Annotated in this window: 22 protein-coding genes and 1 pseudogene; 14 read left to right on the forward strand and 9 right to left on the reverse strand. The window is 69.3% G+C overall.

What is annotated here, in order from left to right; genetic code table 11:
• The 4 genes from BGN97_RS07035 to BGN97_RS07050 all read left to right on the forward strand — a co-directional run.
• Positions 1–315 (forward strand): dihydrofolate reductase family protein (locus tag BGN97_RS07035; protein ID WP_292699333.1); only part of this gene is annotated, 315 nt, incomplete at its 5' end.
• Positions 316–424: 109 nt separating this feature from the next.
• The gene (locus tag BGN97_RS07040; RefSeq protein ID WP_292699336.1) at positions 425–622 is read left to right on the forward strand and encodes a hypothetical protein; all 198 of its coding nucleotides are present in this window, start codon (positions 425–427) and stop codon (positions 620–622) included.
• 40 nt (positions 623–662) lie between these two features.
• Positions 663–878, forward strand: coding sequence for an MGMT family protein (locus BGN97_RS07045; protein WP_292699339.1), 216 nt, complete (start codon positions 663–665; stop codon positions 876–878).
• An 81-nt stretch (positions 879–959) separates the two neighbouring features.
• Positions 960–1652, forward strand: a complete 693-nt coding sequence (locus BGN97_RS07050) for an AAA family ATPase (protein WP_292699341.1) — start codon at positions 960–962, stop codon at positions 1650–1652.
• A gap of 6 nt (positions 1653–1658) precedes the next feature.
• Here the strand turns inward: BGN97_RS07050 and BGN97_RS07055 are convergent, their stop codons facing one another.
• Together BGN97_RS07055 and BGN97_RS07060 are read right to left on the reverse strand one after the other, a co-directional pair.
• Complete coding sequence (locus tag BGN97_RS07055; RefSeq protein ID WP_292699343.1) at positions 1659–2561, reverse strand: sigma-70 family RNA polymerase sigma factor; 903 nt, start codon at positions 2559–2561, stop codon at positions 1659–1661.
• Positions 2562–2581: 20 nt separating this feature from the next.
• Positions 2582–3040: a carboxymuconolactone decarboxylase family protein gene (locus BGN97_RS07060; protein ID WP_285635209.1), complete on the reverse strand. Its 459-nt coding sequence runs from the start codon at positions 3038–3040 to the stop codon at positions 2582–2584.
• Positions 3041–3180: 140 nt separating this feature from the next.
• Here BGN97_RS07060 and thrC point away from each other — a divergent pair, with 140 nt between their 5' ends.
• Positions 3181–4599 (forward strand): threonine synthase, encoded by a 1419-nt coding sequence (gene thrC / locus BGN97_RS07065; RefSeq protein WP_292699351.1) that lies wholly within the window; start codon positions 3181–3183, stop codon positions 4597–4599.
• On the opposite strand, the gene BGN97_RS07070 is transcribed toward thrC, so the two are convergent.
• Together BGN97_RS07070 and BGN97_RS07075 are read right to left on the reverse strand one after the other, a co-directional pair.
• Positions 4535–5077: a DoxX family membrane protein gene (locus BGN97_RS07070; RefSeq protein ID WP_292699352.1), complete on the reverse strand. Its 543-nt coding sequence runs from the start codon at positions 5075–5077 to the stop codon at positions 4535–4537. The genes thrC and BGN97_RS07070 overlap by 65 nt on opposite strands.
• Positions 5074–5526, reverse strand: a complete 453-nt coding sequence (locus BGN97_RS07075) for a DM13 domain-containing protein (protein WP_292699354.1) — start codon at positions 5524–5526, stop codon at positions 5074–5076. Before BGN97_RS07075 ends, BGN97_RS07070 begins: the two co-directional genes overlap by 4 nt.
• A 137-nt stretch (positions 5527–5663) precedes the next feature.
• On the opposite strand from BGN97_RS07075, the gene BGN97_RS07080 reads away from it, so the two are divergent.
• The 4 genes from BGN97_RS07080 (at position 5664) to BGN97_RS07100 (ending at position 10845) form a co-directional block, all read left to right on the forward strand.
• Positions 5664–6356, forward strand: coding sequence for a response regulator transcription factor (locus BGN97_RS07080; protein ID WP_292699356.1), 693 nt, complete (start codon positions 5664–5666; stop codon positions 6354–6356).
• Complete coding sequence (locus BGN97_RS07085) at positions 6356–7522, forward strand: HAMP domain-containing sensor histidine kinase (protein ID WP_292699358.1); 1167 nt, start codon at positions 6356–6358, stop codon at positions 7520–7522. The genes BGN97_RS07080 and BGN97_RS07085 overlap by 1 nt, the downstream gene beginning before the upstream one ends.
• Positions 7523–7961: 439 nt before the next feature.
• A complete protein-coding gene (locus BGN97_RS07095; protein ID WP_292699360.1) occupies positions 7962–9293 on the forward strand; it encodes a M20/M25/M40 family metallo-hydrolase in 1332 nt (443 codons plus the stop codon).
• 91 nt (positions 9294–9384) lie between these two features.
• Entirely contained in the window at positions 9385–10845 is a 1461-nt protein-coding gene (locus tag BGN97_RS07100) for an MFS transporter (protein ID WP_292699361.1), read from the forward strand.
• A 159-nt stretch (positions 10846–11004) separates the two neighbouring features.
• Here the strand turns inward: BGN97_RS07100 and BGN97_RS07105 are convergent, their stop codons facing one another.
• A complete protein-coding gene (locus BGN97_RS07105; RefSeq protein ID WP_292699362.1) occupies positions 11005–12174 on the reverse strand; it encodes an RtcB family protein in 1170 nt (389 codons plus the stop codon).
• A 358-nt stretch (positions 12175–12532) separates the two neighbouring features.
• On the opposite strand from BGN97_RS07105, the gene BGN97_RS07110 reads away from it, so the two are divergent.
• The gene (locus BGN97_RS07110; protein ID WP_292699365.1) at positions 12533–12967 is read left to right on the forward strand and encodes an NUDIX domain-containing protein; all 435 of its coding nucleotides are present in this window, start codon (positions 12533–12535) and stop codon (positions 12965–12967) included.
• On the opposite strand, the gene BGN97_RS07115 is transcribed toward BGN97_RS07110, so the two are convergent.
• The 4 genes and pseudogenes from BGN97_RS07115 to BGN97_RS07130 form a co-directional block, all read right to left on the reverse strand.
• Positions 12968–13369, reverse strand: a complete 402-nt coding sequence (locus tag BGN97_RS07115; protein ID WP_292699368.1) for a VOC family protein — start codon at positions 13367–13369, stop codon at positions 12968–12970.
• Between the two features lie 62 nt (positions 13370–13431).
• Positions 13432–13560 (reverse strand): annotated as a pseudogene (locus BGN97_RS07120) (VOC family protein); the annotation flags it as partial.
• Between the two features lie 77 nt (positions 13561–13637).
• A complete protein-coding gene (locus tag BGN97_RS07125; protein WP_292699371.1) occupies positions 13638–14054 on the reverse strand; it encodes a VOC family protein in 417 nt (138 codons plus the stop codon).
• A 25-nt stretch (positions 14055–14079) separates the two neighbouring features.
• On the reverse strand, positions 14080–14844 hold the full coding sequence (locus tag BGN97_RS07130; RefSeq protein WP_292699406.1) for a siderophore-interacting protein: 765 nt from the start codon (positions 14842–14844) through the stop codon (positions 14080–14082).
• A gap of 101 nt (positions 14845–14945) precedes the next feature.
• On the opposite strand from BGN97_RS07130, the gene BGN97_RS07135 reads away from it, so the two are divergent.
• The 4 genes from BGN97_RS07135 (at position 14946) to BGN97_RS07150 (ending at position 18871) form a co-directional block, all read left to right on the forward strand.
• Positions 14946–15932 carry an ABC transporter substrate-binding protein gene (locus tag BGN97_RS07135; protein WP_292699409.1) on the forward strand — a complete coding sequence of 329 codons (987 nt, stop codon included), beginning with the start codon at positions 14946–14948 and terminating at the stop codon, positions 15930–15932.
• Between the two features lie 179 nt (positions 15933–16111).
• Positions 16112–17053 (forward strand): iron chelate uptake ABC transporter family permease subunit, encoded by a 942-nt coding sequence (locus BGN97_RS07140; protein ID WP_292699412.1) that lies wholly within the window; start codon positions 16112–16114, stop codon positions 17051–17053.
• On the forward strand, positions 17043–18116 hold the full coding sequence (locus tag BGN97_RS07145) for an iron chelate uptake ABC transporter family permease subunit (protein WP_292699415.1): 1074 nt from the start codon (positions 17043–17045) through the stop codon (positions 18114–18116). Before BGN97_RS07140 ends, BGN97_RS07145 begins: the two co-directional genes overlap by 11 nt.
• Positions 18113–18871, forward strand: coding sequence for an ATP-binding cassette domain-containing protein (locus tag BGN97_RS07150; RefSeq protein ID WP_292699418.1), 759 nt, complete (start codon positions 18113–18115; stop codon positions 18869–18871). The genes BGN97_RS07145 and BGN97_RS07150 overlap by 4 nt, the downstream gene beginning before the upstream one ends.
• Positions 18872–18875 lie beyond the last annotated feature (4 nt).

Raw genomic sequence — 18875 nt, forward strand, 5'->3', positions numbered from 1 at the left:
CCCGCCGATCGGCGTGAGGCGCTGGCGGTCGTCGCCGAGGTGGTGACCGTGGGGGAGACGGATGCCGATCTCATCCGCGTGCGCGAGGACCTGGCCGCGCGTGGGCTGCACCGCATCCACTCCGAGGGCGGTCCGCATCTGTTCGGCGAGCTGCTGGCGGCGGGAGCCGTGGACGCGCTGCATCTCACGCTCGCGCCGACGGTCGACTCCGGCGACGCCGGGCGGATCGCGCGGGGCCCCGTCGCGCCGCGCGGTGCGCGCCTGGCATCCGTGCTCCGATCCGGTGACGAGCTGCTGCTGCACTACCTGCTGTAGTGCCGACCGTGCGCTTGCGGGTGCGAAGACGCGCCATGCTCGTCGCAGAATGCACCGCATCGCCTCCGATGGTCCTGAGGCGGTCGGAGGGCGAGCGATACTGCTCAGCATGGGGAACAACAGGGGGCGCGCATCGAGCCGGCAGAGGGGGCCGGCCGGGCGACGGAATCGACATCGTGACGGCCGCGCCGAGGCCTACTCGACACCGTGGATCCGGCGGGAGCTGGGCGGCGCGCCGATGTGGCTGCTCCTCCTCATCCTGCTGCTCATCGCGGGAGTCGGGGTGCTGTACGCCGTCGTGCGCTGAACGCTCCGCGGCTGTCCGTGCCTGCGGGTAGGTTCGGTGCATGACCTTCCGCGGCGCGATCGAGACGCCGGTGGGCGTCGTGGCCGTCGAGAGCGACGGCGCGGCGGTCACCCGGGTGACCTGGCCGCGCGCCTGCCATAGGGTCGTCGCCAGTGACGGCCTGGGCGGATACTCGGGCGGACGGGACGGCGAGGGTCTGCTCACCAAGCGCTGGCTCCTCGAGCACGAGGGCGCGCTGCCGACAGCGCTGTTCTGAGGGGCCGGGATGACGGGGTACTGGGAGAACGGAGCGTACGGGAGGGGCAGCTCCCGCAGGCGGCAGCATCCGATCGTCGCCGTGGAACCGAACGACGACGCGCCGCAGCCGTCCGCCCAGTGGCCGACCAGCATCCCCGCGGTGGCGCAGCTGCTGCGCGAGGGAATTCGGCTCGCACCCGGCGTCACATTCCTCGTCGGAGAGAACGGCAGCGGCAAGTCGACCATCGTCGAAGGCGTCGCGGTGGCCTACGGGCTGTCGCCGGAGGGCGGATCGCGCGGTGCCAGGCACAGCACCCGGCCGACCGAGTCGCCGCTCTCGGACTGGCTGCGCATCCAGCGCGGCGTCGGCGCCAGCCGATGGGGCTTCTTCCTGCGCGCCGAGACGATGCACTCCTTCTACACGTACCTGGAGGAGAACCCGTCGCCGTACGACTCGCTGTTCCACGAGATGAGCCACGGCGAGTCGTTCCTCGAGATCCTCGGTACCCGGTTCGACGAGCCCGGCTTCTACTGCCTCGACGAGCCCGAGGCGGCCCTGTCGTTCGGGTCGACGCTCACCCTGATCTCGGTGCTGCAGCGCATCGCCGACGACGGCGGGCAGGTGCTGTGCGCGACGCACTCACCGGTGCTCGCCGCCCTGCCGGGTGCGCAGATCCTGGAGGTCGGCGAGTGGGGTCTGCGACCGGCCGCCTGGGAGGACCTGGAGCTCGTCCGGCACTGGCGCTCGTTCCTCGGCGGTCCCGAGCGGTACCTGCGGCATCTGCTGGACTGAGGTGCGTCAGGCGGCCTGCGCCAGGGCGCGCGTCAGCTTGTGCGGATTGCAGACCTGACGGATGCCGCGGATGCGGCCCCGCTCATCGAATTCGAGCGAGAGCACGTCGATGCGGCCAGAGTGGCTGAGCGCGAACGCCGGCTCGCCGTTGACGTCGATCGGCTCGAGGGTGAACGGATGCACAGGATCGAACATCGCCGCCTTCGCCTGCACGCCGAGGTAGAAGCGCGCGATCTTCTCGGCGCCGAAGATCGGGTTGCGGGTCGCGGAGACGACGCCCCCGCCGTCGGTCCAGAGGATCGTCTCATCGGTGAGCAGGCCGAGCAGAGCACTGAGATCGCCACCCTGCACGGCATCGACCAGGGCGGACAGCGCCTGGGGGTCGGCGGCACGCGGCGGTGTCGCATCCTCGTCGAGCCGCAGCCGGCGCTCGCCGCGCGAGATCAGCTGCCGCACCGCCGCCGGGGACTTCTCCAGGATCTCGGCGATCTCCGTGGCCGGCATGCCGTAGGCGCGGTGCAGCACGACGGCGGCCCGTGCGTCGGGCGCGAGCTGCTCGGCCAGATGGAGCAGGGCGAGCGAGAGCATCTCGCGATCGGCGACGGCATCCTCCGGCAGGCGCGAGGTCTCCACGGGTTCCGGCAGCCAATGGCCGGTGTAGTCCTCGCGCACGGCGGCAAGCGATCTCACCCGGTCGATGGAGCGGCGCACGCAGGTCGTCGTGAGCCATGCCGGCCAGGAGCGCACGCCGCCGGCGTCCGTGCGCTCCGTCCGCAGTGCGTCGATCGCGACCTCCGAGACGACGTCCTCGGCGTGGCCGAAGTCGCCCAGCATCCGGTAGGCGATGCCGATCAGCCTGCCGCGCTCCGTCTCCCAGGCGCGCGCGGCAGGTGTCGCGACGGTGGTCATGGAAACAGGCTACGACCCCGTCAGACGATCGGATGCCTGTCGTCGACCGGCGGCTGCATCTCGGTCGCGATCGCGATGCGGTTCCACACGTTGATCGTCGCGATCGCCATCACGATGGCGCCCAGTTCGCCCTCGTCGAAGTGCTCGGCGGCGGCGTTCCAGATCTCGTCGGTCACGGTGTCCGGCCCGAGCTTGGTGATCGCATCCGTCAGCGCGAGGGCGGCGAGCTCCTTCGGCTCGAACAGGTTCTTCGCGTGCTGCCAGGCGCCGACGGCGTGCAGGGTCCGCTGGGGGATGCCGCGCTTGGCCCCGTCGGTCGCGTGCATGTCCACGCAGAACCCGCAGCCGTTCAGGATCGATGCCCGCAGCTTGATCAGCTCGTACAGACGCCTCTCCACCGACTTGCTGGCGTATGCCTCCATCCCGAGCACCGCGGCGTAGCCGAGCTTGTTCGTGCGTGCCATGTCGATCCTGGTCATGATGTTCCTTCCGTGGCGGTCGTTCGCCTTCACCCTCTATGTCGGATGGTGGCGCGGAAGTGTGACATCCGTCATCCGTTCCCTGCTCGTCGCCCATCCTGCGACAATGGAGGACCGAGCGATCGACCCGAGGAGTCCTCTTGCGGTACATCTCCACCCCCGGCGGCATGACGCCGCAGCCGTTCAGCGAGACGCTGCTCGAGGGACTCGCTCCCGACGGCGGCCTGGCCGTTCCCGAGCGGCTGCCGCAGGTCGACGCCGAGACTCTGGAGCGCTGGCGCGCCCTCACCTACCCGCAGCTGGCGGCGGAGGTGCTCGGCCTGTTCGCCACCGACATCCCGCGTGAGGACCTCGCGCGGATGACGGCTGCCGCCTACGCCGACTTCCCCGACGCGGTCGTGCCGCTGCGCTCCATCGGCGACGGCATCACCCTGGTCGGGCTGTCCGAGGGGCCGACGCTGGCGTTCAAGGACATGGCCATGCAGTTCCTCGGCCAGGCGCTGGACTACGTGCTGGAGCGCAAGGACCAGGTGCTGAACATCGTCGGCGCCACCTCGGGCGACACCGGCTCGGCCGCCGAGCACGCGCTGCGCGGCAAGCACCGGGTCTCCGTGTTCATGCTCTCGCCGCAGGGCCGGATGAGCTCGTTCCAGCGTGCGCAGATGTACTCCCTCGACGACGCGAACGTGCACAACATCGCCGTCGAGGGCGTGTTCGACGACTGCCAGAACCTGGTCAAGAAGCTCGCGGGCGATCTCGAGTTCAAGCGCGCGCAGCACCTCGGCGCGGTCAACTCGATCAACCTGGGCCGCATCGCCGCGCAGGTCGTCTACTACTTCTGGGCCTGGCTGCGGGTCACGGATGCCGTGGAGCCCGAGTTCCGGCCCGGATTCGAGGTCTCCTTCACGGTGCCGTCGGGCAACTTCGGCAACATCCTCTCGGGGTTCTTCGCCAAGGGCATGGGCGTGCCGATCCGCAGGCTCGTGCTCGCCGCCAACGAGAACAACGTGCTCGACGAGTTCTTCCGCACCGGCGTGTACCGGCCGCGGTCGGCCGCCGACACCCACGCCACCTCCAGCCCCTCGATGGACATCTCCAAGGCGTCCAACCTGGAGCGCTTCATCTTCGAGCTTCTCGGACGGGAGCCGGAGCGCGTCGTCGAGTTCTTCCGCGCGATCGACGAGCAGGGATTCGTCGACCTCTCCGCCGAGCAGCCGCGCTTCGAGGCTGAGTTCGGCGTCGTCAGCGGCACCTCCACCCACGCCGATCGGCTCACCACGATCCGCTCGGTGCACGAGGCATCCGGTGAGATCATCGACCCGCACACGGCCGACGGCGTCAAGGTCGCCCGGGAGTACGTCGAGACGGACGTGCCGATGCTGGTGCTCGAGACGGCCAAGCCGCAGAAGTTCGCCGAGACCATCACACAGGCGATCGGCGTCGAGCTGGAGTTCTCGCCGGAGCTGCAGCGGATGCTGGCCGCCCCGCAGCACGTCACCGAGATGGCTGACGACGAGCAGGCGCTGCGCGCCTTCGTCGCGGCGAACGCCCTGCACTGAGCCGAGCGAGTCCGTCCCGGGGTGCTCCGCTCCGGTCCGAGCCGAGTCGAGCGACGATCCACGCCGCACCGAACCTGCCCGAGTCCGGGACGGCGAGCACGACCGCACCGAGCAGCATCATCACCGGATACTGCGCGATGAGCTGGTCCGAACCCCAGTAGAGCGCCAGCGTGGCGATGGAACCGAGGGCGACCAGCCGGGTGAGCACACCGGCGATCAGGGCCAGTCCGAGCAGCCCCTCGAGTGCCGGGATGGCGAGGCCGAAGGCATCCGGGAGCGCCTGCATCGTGGCGCGCACGGGGGCGAACCACCACGGCGTGCGCGGATTCGACGCGGTGCCGTCCGCCACCAGCAGGATGTCCGCCGCGCCGAAGCCCGCCCGGTACTTCTCCACGCCCTCGAGAACCCACAGCACGCCGACGGCCACCCTGACCGCGCCGCCGAGCAGCGGCGCAGTCAGGGCGGGCAGGTCGTTCATGAGAGCTTCGCGGCGCCGAACACCGCCTTGGCCTTGTCGCAGTGGATCACGACGTACGAGTACATCGAGGTGTCGATCCCCGCGAGCATGAACGTCTGCGACTCCTTGTCGAACGCGACCGCGTCGATCTCCTTGCCCGCCCCGACGGCAGCCTCGTCGGCGCCGCTCGTGAGGTAGACGTGCAGGTCGGGGCCCTCATCCGATGAGAACCCCGAGAGCTTGAGCTCGCCGTCCGCGACGCTCGCCATGCCCGCGACGGTCTTGCCGTTCAGCCCCTCGAAGGAGCCCGTCATGGGGGCGGCCATGGGCGTCGAGCCGGAGTCGCTGTCCTGACTCATCGGCGCCTTGCTCGGCGTCTCGGCGCCCGGCGTCGAGCTGCAGCCGGCGAGCGTCAGCCCGAGGGCGATCACGGCGACGGGGATCGCGGCGGTGAAGGTGTTCTTGCGCATGATGTCTCCTGGTTCTGCCGACGAGGTCGCGTCGACCTGCCTTCGACGGTAGGGAGAGCGCGGATGCCGTCGGCGGGAGCTTTCAGAATCGTAAGAACCTGCCTCCGACCGGCCTTCGCGCGGTTAGTGTCGAGCCCATGGACAGCAGCCGAGTCGTGGTCGTCGAGGACGATCCGGTCGTCCGCGGCGCGGTCGGCGACTACCTGCGCGCTCGCGGCTACAGCCTCGATGCGTTCGCGGACGGGATCGCGGCGCGCGAGGCGATCGGCGCTGAGATGCCCGACCTCGTGATCGTCGACCGGATGCTGCCCGGCATCAGCGGAGATGAGCTGTGCCGCGCGATCCGCGAGCGCAGCGATGTCCCGATCATCATGCTGACCGCCCTCGGAGAGGTGGAGCAGCGGATCGAGGGGTTCGAGGCCGGCGCCGACGACTACCTCGCGAAGCCCTTCGCGCTGCGGGAGCTCGAGCTGCGCGTGGATGCGCTGCTGCGCAGGTCGATGCGCGCGCCCGCGCCGCCGGCGTTCACCGCGGGCGACTTCGAGATCGACGCGGCGAAGCGGAAGGCCCGCGTGCGCGGCGCCGAGATCGCTCTGACGGGGCGCGAGTACGAACTGCTGGTCCACCTCGTCCGCAACCCGGATCGCACGATCTCCCGGGACGAGATCCTGCGCGAGGTCTGGGGCTGGAGCTTCGGCGAGCCCTCCACGGTCACCGTGCACGTGCGGCGGCTGCGGGAGAAGATCGAGGAGGATCCGCGTGAACCCCGGTACCTGCACACCGCGTGGGGCGCGGGCTACCGGTTCTCGGCGAAGGCGACGGACCTCTGATGCCCGAGATGATCCCGCTCGGCGTCGTCGACGTCCTGCTGATCGCCGGCACCGCCCTGGCATGCACGGTCGTCGTCGCCGCGATCGCCCTGGTCCTGCTGCGGTGGGCCCGCGGCGGCTCGATGCTCGTGCAGATGCTCGTGCTCGCCTCCGTCGCCGCGGTGTCGATGGCGGTCGCGGTGCTGCTCATCTCGGTCGAGATGTACATCTCACCGCACGACCTCAGCGTGCTGGTGTGGGTGATCGGCACGTCGCTGCTGTTCAGCCTGCTCGCGGCCTGGCTCGTCGCGCGGTTGACGCGCGCCCGGCTCGTCCGGATCAGCGAGGCCGTGCGCCGGGTGGGCGAGGGCGACGTGGTCGCGGCGGAGCCGCACGGGCTCCGCGAGTTCGACGATCTCTCCGCGGAGCTCGCCGATGTCTCGGAGCGGCTGCACGCCGCGCGGCAGGAGCTGGAGCAGCTGGACTCCGCCCGCCGCCGGTTCTTCGCGTGGATCTCGCACGATCTGCGTACACCTCTCACGGCCGTGCGCGCGCTGTCCGAGGCCATCGAGGACGGCGCCTCCGCCCAGCCGGAGCGCTACGCGGGCGAGGTGCGTGCGCAGATCGACACGATGAGCCGGATGGTCGACGACCTGTTCGAGCTCTCGAAGCTCACCTCGGGCGCGGTCCGGCTGCGCACGCAGCAGGTGGAGCTGCTCGACGTCGTCTCGGACGCGGTCGCGGATGTGCGGCTGGCGGCGGAGCAGCGCGGTGTCACGATCGTGGAGCGGGGCGTGGGCGGTCACGTGCTGTGGGCCGACCCCCATCAGCTGGGCAGGGTGGTGGTGAACCTGCTCACCAATGCGGTCCGGCATGCACCACGCGACAGCGAGATCCTCGTCACGGCGACGGAGCTGGACGAGCAGCGCCTCGTTCTCGGCATCCTGGACCACGGCTCGGGCGTCGCGACGTCGGATCTGGATCGCATGTTCGAGGTCGGCTGGCGCGAGGACGCCGCCCGCCCGACGACCGCGAACGACCCCGTCGCGTCCGGGGCGGGGCTGGGGCTCGCGATCGCCCGCGGACTGGCCCGCGCGCACGGCGGAGACGTGTACGCCGAGCACACCGGTGAGGGATTCCGGATGAACGTCCTCATGCCCGTCGGCGACGAGCGCGCGCCCGACTGAGTCGCGCCCCTGCCTCGAAGTGCCGCTGCCGCCGTGGAGGAAGGGTGAGCTCAGCGCTTCTTCGGCGGCAGGGCGGAGACGTGCGCGTGCGCACGCGCGACCCAGCCGGCGGCGTCCTCGCCGGCCGGGATGCTGAGATAGCCGCCCATCGGGCGCTCCACCGGGCCGAAGGGCCCGGCCCCGCGGCCGCGAGTTGCTCAGCATCCGCAGCGGCGAGCTTCACGTCGATGTCAGCGCCGAACAGCCCCGCGAACATGTTCCCGTTCACGAACGCGCCGAGCTGGCCGAACATCGGCTTCACCTCGGCGACCCCGCTCTCCGTCAGCGCGTGCAGAGCATCGTGGAACCGCTGTTTGTCGGCATCCGTCGCCTTGGGCATTTTCATGAGCATGATTCTGCACCGTTCTCGGGTCCGTGCACGTCCGAATAGGCTGGCCCGATGAGCACCGTCCGCCCCGGCATCGCCGAGCGTCTGTCCCGGATGATCCAGCTGCCCACGGTCTCGGCCGAGCTCGAGCAGCGCGGGCTCGAGCCCTTCCAGGCCTTCGAGCGGCTGATCGCCGAGCAGTACCCTCTCGTGCACGAGCACCTCGCACTCGAGAAGCACACCGACCTCGGGCTGCTGTTCCGCTGGAAGGGCCGGGACGCGGCGTCCGATCCGGTGGTGCTGATGGCCCACTACGACGTCGTGCCCGTGGACGAGTCCGACCCGTGGACGTATCCGCCCTTCGAGGGACGCATCGCCGACGGCCGCGTGTACGGTCGCGGGGCGCTGGACGACAAGGGCCCGCTGATCGTCGTGATCGAGGCGGTCGAGAACCTGCTGGCCGACGGCTTCACTCCGGCGCGGGACGTGTATCTGTCGTTCGGCGGCAACGAGGAGAGCTTCGGCACCGCAGCGCTCGCCATCTCGGACGCGTTCCGCGAGCGCGGGATCACCCCGTGGCTCGTCGTGGACGAGGGCGGTGCGGTGGTCGACTCGCCGCTCCCGTTCGTGCCGGGCGGCGCGGCCATGATCGGCGTGGGGGAGAAGGGCATCGTCACGCTGCGGCTCTCCACCCGCGGCGACGGCGGCCACGCCTCCACCCCGCCGACGCTCACGGCCGTCCGGCGCATCGCCCGCGCCGTCGACCGCCTGGACCCGTCGATGTTCCCCGCGCGCACACCGAAGGCGATCAGCCGGATGCTGGCGCAGTTCGCCATTCGCACGCCCGGCGCGGCCGGCTTCGGACTGAGGGCGCTGAGCCGGATGCCGATGATCACCGCGCAGCTGTTCGCCCGCCTTGGCGGTGAACCCGCGGCGCTCGTGCGCACCACGGTCGCCGCGACCATGCAGGCCGGCGGTACCGCGGCGAACGTCATCCCCTCGCAGGCGTCCGCCACGATCAACCTGCGCCTCGCCCTCGGCGAGACCGTCGACGGCACCGTGCTGCGCGTGCGCGACCGCATCCGCGATCCGCAGGTGGCGATCGAGGTGCTCGACGGCAGCGATCCGTCCCCGGAGTCTGCGACCGACGGCGCACCCTGGGAGGCGCTCGCCGAGGCGTTGAGCGTGTCGCATCCCGGCATCCCCGCCACCCCGTACGTGATGATGGCGGCCACCGACTCCCGGCACTTCCACCGCTTCGCGCCGGCCGTGTACCGGTTCGCGCCACTGGAGATGTCGGCCGTGCAGCGCGCGGCCATCCACGGAGTGGACGAGTACGTCGAGATCGACGCGCTGGAGCGCGGGGAGCGGTTCCATCGCGCGCTCCTCGAACGGCTAGGGTGATCTCACTCGCCCTTCGTCTCGTCGCTCCGCTCCTCGCTCAGGAACCGGAATGACGAGCATCCTGCTGGACCTGCCCTGAACTGGAGGCGCCATGACGCGCACGGAGACCACTCGCGCGACGCTCGGCGCACTCGCCGCCGTGGTCGGCTTCCTCGCCTTCGTCGAGTTCACCAGCGGCGTGCTGCAGGGGTACTACACGCCCATGCTCACGGACATCGCCCGGCACCTCGGCATCCACGACGCGGACGTGAACTGGCTCGAGGGCGCCCAGCTGATGCTCTCGGCGCTCGTCGTGCCGGCGTTCGCGAAGCTCGGCGACATGATCGGGCACAAGCGGATGCTGCTGGTCTCGACCGCGCTCACCGCGGCGGCGGCCCTCGTGCTGCCCTTCACCGACTCGTTCGCCGTCTTCCTGATCGGCTGGTCGCTGATGGGCTTCTACGTGGTGTGGCTGCCGCTGGAGATCGCGCTGATCTGGTCGCGGTCCCGCTCGATGGAGGGCCGCTCGGTGATCACGGCGCGGGCGGCGGGCATGCTCGTCGCGGCACTGGAGACCGGTGCGATCCTCGGCGCGCTCGCCGGCGGCGCGCTGATCGACATCCTGCCGCTGTGGGTCGTGCTGCTCATCCCCGCGCTGCTGATCATCGTCTGCTTCTTCGTCATCCTGTTCGGGGTGAAGGAATCGCCTGAGCTCACCGGCGGACGACTGGACACGGTCGGCATCGTCCTCATCTCGCTGGCGCTCATCGCGTTCACCGGCGGACTCAGCCTGCTGCGTCTGCCGGGCGGCATCACGAGCTTCTGGTCGTGGGGCGTGGTGGTGATCGGCATCCTGCTGGTGATCCCGTTCGTGCGCTGGGAGCTGCGCCACGACGACCCGGTGATCGATGTGCGGATGTTCCGCTCGCCCGCGCTCGGTCCGGTGTTCCTCACGGCAGGGCTGTTCGGGGTGAGCGTGCTCGGCGCGCAGGCTCCGCTGTCGACCTTCGCCCGCACCGACCCGGAGGTGAACGGCTACGGACTCGGCACGACAGGATTCGCGACCTCGCTGATCATCGGCATCTACCTGATCGCGATGATCACCGGCGCGCTGCTGTTCCCGCTGATCGCACGACTCACCGCGCCGCGACTCACGCTGATGGGCGCCTCGGTGCTGGTCGGCGTCGGGTTCCTGCTCTTCCTGCCGTTCCACGGCACCTACCTGCAGGTCATCACGAACATGGTGATCGTCGGCCTCGGATCGGGTGCGCTGGTGGCCGCGCTGCCCGCCGCCGCGGCATCCGCTGCCCCCTCCACCCAGACGGGCGTCGCGACCGGCCTGACGAACTCGGTGAAGACCGTGGGCGGTGCGATCGCGTCGTGCGTGTTCGGCATCGCGCTGCTGAACGGCGTGGTCGTCGGCGGCGCCGAGGGCACGGCGGGATCGTTCTCGGGTTACATGACGGTGTGGATCGTCTGCGGTGCGACCGCGCTCGCCGCCGCCGTGCTGCTGGCCTTCGTCCCCAAGCAGGCGTTCACCGATCGCGCGGTCGACGACGTTCCGGCCATCTGACCCGCGGTCGCCCCTCGCCCCGTCGCATCCCGCCCCGTCGCATCCCGCCCCGTCGCCGAGAGCACCGGTTGCCGTCGAGTGCACCACCTGTCCACGCGGACAACTGGTGCACTCGACGGGATGTGGTGCTCTCGGCGAGGTGTGCCGAGCTGATGCCGGTCAGTCGCCCTTCACGTTGACGATCTGGCGCAGCGTGTGCCGGATCGTCACCAGGTCGGATGCATCCGCCATGACGGTGTCGATCGGCTTGTACGCCTGCGGGATCTCGTCGATGAAGGCGTCCGTGTCACGGAACTCGATGCCGGCCATCGCCGTCCGCAGCTGGTCGTGCGTGAAGGTGCGCCGCGCCGCCGACCGGGAGTACTCCCGGCCTGCGCCGTGCGGTGAGGAGTTCAGCGACAGGGGGTTGCCCAGCCCCTCCACCACGTACGAGGCGGTGCCCATCGAACCGGGGATGAGCCCGGGCCGACCTGCGTCCGCCTGGATGGCGCCCTTCCGCGACACCCACACCTGCTTGCCGAAGTGCTTCTCCGACTCGGTGAAGTTGTGGTGGCAGTTGATCCGCTCCTGCTCGTCCACCGCAGTGCCGGCGAACTCCGACACCTGACGGATCACCCGGTCCATCATCTCCTCCCGGTTCAGCAGGGCGAAGTGCTGGGCCCACCGCAGCTCCCGGATGTACCGGGTGAACTCGGGAGTGCCCGCGACCAGGTAGGCCAGGTCAGGGTCCGGAAGGTCGATCCACCACTGCTTCGCCAGCCGCTGTGCGACCGCGATGTGGTGCGTCGCGATCCTGTTGCCCACGCCCCGGGAGCCCGAGTGCAGGAACAGCCAGACCCGGTCGAGCTCGTCGAGCGACACCTCGATGAAGTGGTTGCCCGAGCCGAGGGTGCCCAGCTGCAGCATCCAGTTGCCGGCGTACGACGCCGGGTCGAAGCCGTTCTTCTCGGCGAGGCCGTCCAGTTCCGCGATCCTCGGCTCTGCGGTGGCGACGACCTTGCGGTTGTACCGGCCTGCCGAGAGGGGGATGGCGCGCTCGATCGCCTCCCGCAGCGGGGCGAGGTCGCGCTGGGCGAACTCGGATGCCGTGAACTGCGTGCGGACGGCGATCATGCCGCAGCCGATGTCGACACCGACGGCGGCGGGGATGATCGCGCCGAGCGTCGGGATGACCGAGCCGACCGTCGCCCCCTTGCCGAGGTGAGCATCCGGCATGAGCGCCAGGTGCGGGTGGATGAACGGCATGCGTGCCGTGGTGTGCGCCTGATCGAGCGTCTTCTCGTCGATCAGGGACGCCCACGACAGCAGCCGTGCGGAGAGCCTCTCCATGATTCCTTTCCTTCTGTGATGTGCCGGTCACAGGTCACGGAGGATTCATGAAAAATGCCCCGGACCTGACGGTGCGGGGCATGCGAGCAGCGGATGCTGTCACACGGCGCGCGCCGGAGGGTACGACTCGTCGCGGTCGTTGCGCTTCTGGTCGAAGGCAAGGACCGTGGGAAGGGCGCGCAGTGCGGTCATTCCGTCGTCTCCTCGGCTGGCTGCTGCACCGGTCGGTGCAGCCTTGCAACCATAGGGGAGGATCGCGCGGCAGGTCAAGGGCGAATCCGCGGCGAGGTGGGCAGTCCAGGTCCCAGAGGTCAGCGGAGCGGCGCACCGGCAGGCGAGCGGCCGCTACGCTGAGCCGATGACCGAGCGCATCCGCAACATCGCTGTCGGCCTGATCGTGCGCGACGGGCACGTGCTCGCCGAGGAGTACTCCGCGACCGTCCGGTACGGGGGATTCCTGCGTGCGATCGGCGGCGGCATCGACTTCGGTGAACGCGCCGAGGAGGCCCTTCGACGGGAGTTCCAGGAGGAGCTGGCCGTCGAGATCCAGGCGGCCGAGCTGCTCGCGGTGACCGAGAACCTCTTCACGCTCGCGGGGCGCCGCGGGCACGAAGTGGTGCACGTGTTCTCGATCCGCAGCGACGAGCTCGAGCGGATGCCCCTGGACGAGCGGCGCCGCATCATCGACGGCTCTTCGACAGCCGGATGGTGGCCGCTCGACGAGCTCGGCGACGAGACGCTGCCGATGTATCCCGACGGCATCCTCGACCTCGCGCGGAGCCTGGCGGGATGATCAGCCCGCGTCGCGCGGCGGGTTGTGCATGATCTCGAGCCGGATGCCGTTGTCGTCCTCGATGAAGCCCGCGTAATAGCGCTCGGTGAAGCGCGGGTACTCCTTGGGTGCCCGCACCTCGGTCCATCCCGCGGCCAGGGCGATGGCGTGGATGCGCTCGACCTCCTCACGGGAGTCGACGGCGAACGCGAGGTGCTGCCAGCCGACCCGGCCGTGGACGTGCTGGCCGGACTCGCGGGACTTGTAGAGCAGGATCTCGGGCTCGTCGGTGCGTCGCCAGTACGCGTGCTCGTCCGCGTCGTACGAGCGTGTGTATCCGAGAGCCTCGAAGACCGGGTTGAACTGCGCGGACGCCGCGGGCACGTCGTCGACGCTGATGCCGAGGTGATCGAAAGTCGCCATCCCCACAGTGTGCCGGATGCCTCCGACATCCGTGTGGACCGGATGCCGGAGGCTGCGGCGGTTCAGCCGTCGATCGACACCATCCAGGCGATGCCGAAGCGGTCGACGAGCATACCGAACTCCCCACCCCAGGGCGCAGGTGCCAGGGGGATGGTGGCTGTTCCGCCGTCGAGCAGGCCGTCCCAGATGCCACTTCCGGAGGGACACCGGACACGTCCGCCCGACGCAGATCAGTCTGCGACCGGCCACCGACATCGGCAAGGGGTTCTCACCCTGCTGCGGCGTCCCGCCGCGGGTTGTGCACGAACTCCAGGCGGATGCCGCTCGCGTCCTCCACGAAGGAGGCGTAGTACCGCTCGTTGAACCGCGGGTAGAGCTTCGGCTCGCGCACCGCGGTCCACCCCGCCTCCATCGCGATCGCGTGCAGACGGTCGACCTCCTCGCGGGACGCGACGGCGAACGCGAGGTGCTGCCAGCCGGCCTCGCCATGGCGGTGCGGCGCGGCATCCGCTTCGTCCCGGATGGGGAAGATGATGATCTCGGTCTCGTCGCCGTTGTCCCACGAGATGCCGTTCGGCGCCTCGATGCCGAGCGTGTAGCCGAGCGCCGTCAGCACCGGGTGGAACTGCCGCCTGCCCTGTTCGATGTCGAGCACGGAGACGCCGAGGTGATCCAGACGAGCCATGCGTCCATCCTGGCCGACGCGTCCGTCAGTGCGGTGCGTGGTACTCGGCCTCGCCGCGCTTCCAGTAGCCCTTCACCACAGCCTGCGCCGCGTCCACACCCCAGCGCGCCAGCAGCGCGCGACCGGGCTTCACGACCGACTGCTCGGCGGCGATGAAGCAGAACGGGTCGTCGCCCACGGCATCCGCAGACCCGAGCCCATCCAGGAATGCGATCAGCGCGGAGCCGGCGGGAGCGTCGCCGCGGTGCAGCCACTCCACCTCGACGGGAGCATCCACGGCCACCCGATCGGCCTCCGACACGACCTCGATCGCGATGCGCGCCGGGGTCCCGTCGGGGATGGCTGCGGCGAAGCGGCGGATCGCGGGGATCGCCGTCTCGTCCCCGGCGAGCAGCCACGAGTCCGGCGTGCCGGTGATCACGGCGGATCCGCGCGGACCGCCGACCCCGACGAACGAACCGAGGGGAGCGGATGCCGCCCACGGCGCGCCCACGCCCTCGTCGCCGTGCACGGCGAACTCCACGTCGAGCCAGTCATCGCCCCAGGCGAGCGGCGTGTACTCGCGGCTGGGCGATGCGCGCAGCCGCTCGGTCGGGACGGGGCCGTCGGAGAAGAAGAGACGCATGTGGTCGTCGGCGCCAGGGGAGTCGAATCCCTCCAGCTCCGGGCCGCTCAGGCGCACCCGCACGTAGTGCGGCGCGAGCCACTCGCGGGCGGTCAGGGCGACGGCGCGGAAGCGCAGATCGAGGCCGCGGCGCTCGATCGTGAAGGCGGATTTCACTTCGGTCATAAAGTAAGGCTAACCTAATTCGAAGTCGGGTAAGGGTTACCTAAATTCCGGCATCCGCGCATCCGTCGCGCACCTCTCAGAAGCAGAACAGGAGACTCTCCATGTCCGTGCCCAGAATCACCTCGGTCGTCGCCCTCGGCGCCGCCGCACTCCTCGCACTCGCCGGCTGCAGCAGCGCGCCGGCGGGACAGGAAGCCAAGGAGAAGCCTGCCGCGGCGGCCAAGGCCCAGTATCCGGTGACTGTGACGGACATGGCGGGGAACGAGGTCACGATCGAGAGCGCGGACAGTGTCGTCGTCACGGACAACCGTCTCTTCCGGCTCGTGGCGGATTGGGGCATCGACCTGTCCGCAGCGCCTCGCGCCCTGATGAGCCCGGAGAACCCGCTCAAGGCGGATGAGTCGATCCTCGATCTCGGCACCCATGCGGAGCCCGACTTCGAGAAGGTCGTCGAGGCCGACCCCGACCTGATCGTGAACGGCTACCGATACGGCGGGCACGCCGAGGACATGAAGAAGGCAGCACCCGACGCCGCCTTCATCGACATGACCAACGACGAGCTCAGCACCGACGAGTACCTCGTCGACAGCGTCGAGCTGCTGGGCGAGGTGTTCGGCAAGCAGGACGAAGCGAAGGCGGTGATCGACGACTTCCACGCGGCCGTCGCGGCAGCGAAGGACGCATACGACCCCGACACGACTGTCATGGGCTTGGTGACCAGCGGCAACGAGATCCGCTACTCGAGCCCGAAGGACGGACGGGGGTCGAGCATCTTCTTCGACCTGGTGGGTCTGACTCCCGCACTGCAGAGTGAGGGGTCGACGAACGACAAGGGCGATGACATCTCGATCGAGGCCATCGCCCAGTCCGACGCCGACTTCTTCCTCGTGCTCGACCGCGAGGCCGCCTTCGCGGACAGCGAGTCCTCGCCGGCCCTCGAGCTCATCAACAGCTCCAGCGCCCTCGCGAACGTCCCTGCGGTGAAGAACAAGGCCATCTACGTGATGCCCGACGACTTCTACCTCACGGAGGACATCGTGGCGTACACCACCGTGCTCGACAGCCTGACGAAGGCGTTCTCCGCATAACGCGCCACAGCCATGCATGGCCGCGTTCCACCGGATCGCGGCCATGCACATGCCCTATGACAAAGGACCCCCTCATGGCTTCGCCCGGCGCGACGACACCGCGCGTGACGTACGTGGACGCGCTCGCCTCCCGAAGAGCCATCCGCGATGACCGACGTCGGTCGTGGGTGATCAGGAGCATGCCGCTCACGATCGCGATCGTGCTGACGGCGGGTCTGCTGACCCTCTCCGTGTTCACCGGCGTCGCCGATATCACCGACACCGCAGGACGCGGCCACGAGTTCGCCTGGATCACCCGCATCCCGCGCACGGTCTCCCTTCTGCTCGCGGGAGCGAGCATGGCGCTGGCGGGCCTGATCATGCAGCTCCTGACTCAGAACCGGTTCGTCGAGCCCACCACCGTCGGCACGACCGAGTGGGCGGGTCTCGGGCTGCTGCTCACCTACATCGCGCTGCCGATGCCCTCGGTCATGGTGCGCATGATCGTCGCGATCGTGTTCGCCTTCGCCGGAACCCTGATCTTCTTCCTCTTCCTGCGCCGGGTCACGCTGCGCTCGTCCCTCATCGTGCCCATCGTCGGCATCATGTTCGGTGCGGTCGTGAGCGCGGTCTCCACCTTCATCGCCCTGGAGTTCGATCTGCTGCAGACCCTCGGGGCGTGGTTCGCGGGCCGGTTCACCGGCATTGAAGCCGGCCGCTACGAGCCGCTGGGGATCGTGGCGGTCGTCGCGGTCATCGTCGTGCTGGCCGCCGATCGCTTCACGGTCGCGGGGCTCGGCAAGGATGTCGCCACCAACGCCGGACTGAACTACGAACGCGTCGTGCTGCTGGGCGTCGGGCTCGTCTCGATCGTCACGGGCGTGGTCACGGTCGTGATCGGTTCGCTTCCGTTCCTGGGGCTGATCGTGCCGAACATCGTCTCGATGATCCGCGGGGACGATCTCCGCACCAACGTCCCCTGGGTGTTCCTGACCGGGATCTGGATCGTCACGATCTGCGACCTGATCGGCCGCGTGGTGATCATGCCCTTCGAGGTGCCGGTCTCCCTGGTCCTCGGCGCGGTGGGGTCCGTCGTGTTCATCCTGCTGCTGCTGCGCACAAGGAGGACCGTTGCGCTCTGACGTCTCGTTCACGCCCGCCGCCACGTCGGCGGCGCCTCTCGAAGCATCCGCTCCCTCGGCCGACCGTCGTGTCGGGCCGTTCTCCGGGCGTGCGCATCGCCGCCGCTATCTGCTGATCCTCGCAGGCCTCATCCTCGCCTCGCTCGCGCTGGTCGTGCTGGTGCTGACCTGGGGCAACAGTCAGATCCCGTTCACGGAGCGGTGGTGGCGGGTCTCGCGGATGCGATCCGAATCCCTCATCGTGATCGCGCTCGTGACGCTCTGCCAGTCCTTCGCGACCGTGTCCTTCCAGACCGCCACCGGCAATCGCATCCTCTCCCCGTCGATCATGGGATTCGAGTCGCTGTACATCCTCATCCAGACGGCGGTCGTGTTCTTCTTCGGCATCAGCGGCCTGGCCGAGATCGACGGCTTCGCGCAGTTCGTGATCCAGGCCGCGGGGATGGTGGTCTTCGCGGTGCTGCTCTACTCCTGGCTGTTCTCCGGGCGGCACGGCAACCTTCACGTCATGCTGCTGGTGGGGATCATCATCGGCACCGGCCTCGGAGCGCTGTCGGCGTTCATGCAGCGGATGCTGGATCCGAACGAGTTCGATGTGCTGCGCGCCCGTATGTTCGGCAACGTCGGCAACGCGAACACCGAGTACCTGTGGTTCGTGATCCCGGTCTGCGTGGGAGCCGCGGGCGGGATCTGGCTGCTCTCGAGACGCCTCGACGCCGTGGCGCTCGGCCGCGACATCAGCACCAACCTGGGCGTGAACCACAAGAGGCAGGTCATGCTCACCCTGACCCTGGTGACCGTGCTCATGGCGATGAGCACGTCGCTGGTCGGGCCGATGACCTTCCTCGGCTTCCTCGTCGCGACCCTCGCCTACGCCGTGACCGACACCCACAGTCACCGCCATGTCCTGCCGGTGGCCTGGCTGCTCGGTTTCGTCATCCTCGGCGGCGCCTACTTCCTGCTGAGGCACGTGCTGCCGATGGTCGACACCGTCACCATCATCGTCGAGCTCGTCGGCGGGCTCGTCTTCCTCATCGTCGTTCTGAGAAGGGGACGCCTGTGATCCGTCTGTCCAACGTCATCAAGCGCTACAGCGGCGATGTCGAGATCGGCCCGATCTCGATCGATCTGCCCGCGGGCGGGATCATCGCCCTGGTCGGTCCCAACGGCGCGGGCAAGTCGACGGTGCTCACCATGATGGGCCGACTGATGGCGCCGGACTCGGGCACTGTGGAGGTCGGCGGCCTGGACGTGCACCGGATGCCGTCGAAGCAGGTCGCCAGGACGGTGTCGATCCTCCGACAGGAGAACCACTTCGTCACCCGGCTCACGGTGCGGCAGCTGGTCGGATTCGGGCGCTACCCGTACAGCGGCGGCCGGCTCACGCAGCACGACGAGGACAAGATCTCCGAGGCGATCGACTTCCTGAACCTCACCGACCTTGAGCAGCGCTTCCTCGACCAGCTCTCGGGAGGGCAGCGACAGCGCGCCTACGTCGCGATGGTGCTCGCGCAGGACACCGAGTATCTCCTGCTGGACGAGCCGCTGAACAACCTCGATGCGCAGCACTCCGTGCAGATGATGCGCCAGCTGCGCAGGGCCGCGGATCGGCTCGGACGCACGATCGTCGTCGTGCTGCACGACATCAACTTCGCGGCCGCCTGCAGCGACTACATCGTCGCCATGGAGAGCGGGCGGATCGCCGTGCACGGCACGCCGGAGGAGATCATCCGCGACGAGGTGCTGAGCGCGGTGTTCCACACCCCCGTGACCGTGGTCGACGGACCCGGCGGGAAGTTCGCCGTGTACCACCGGTGACGGC

The organism is Microbacterium sp. 69-10 (genome assembly GCF_001897945.1).
Classification (GTDB): domain Bacteria; phylum Actinomycetota; class Actinomycetes; order Actinomycetales; family Microbacteriaceae; genus Microbacterium.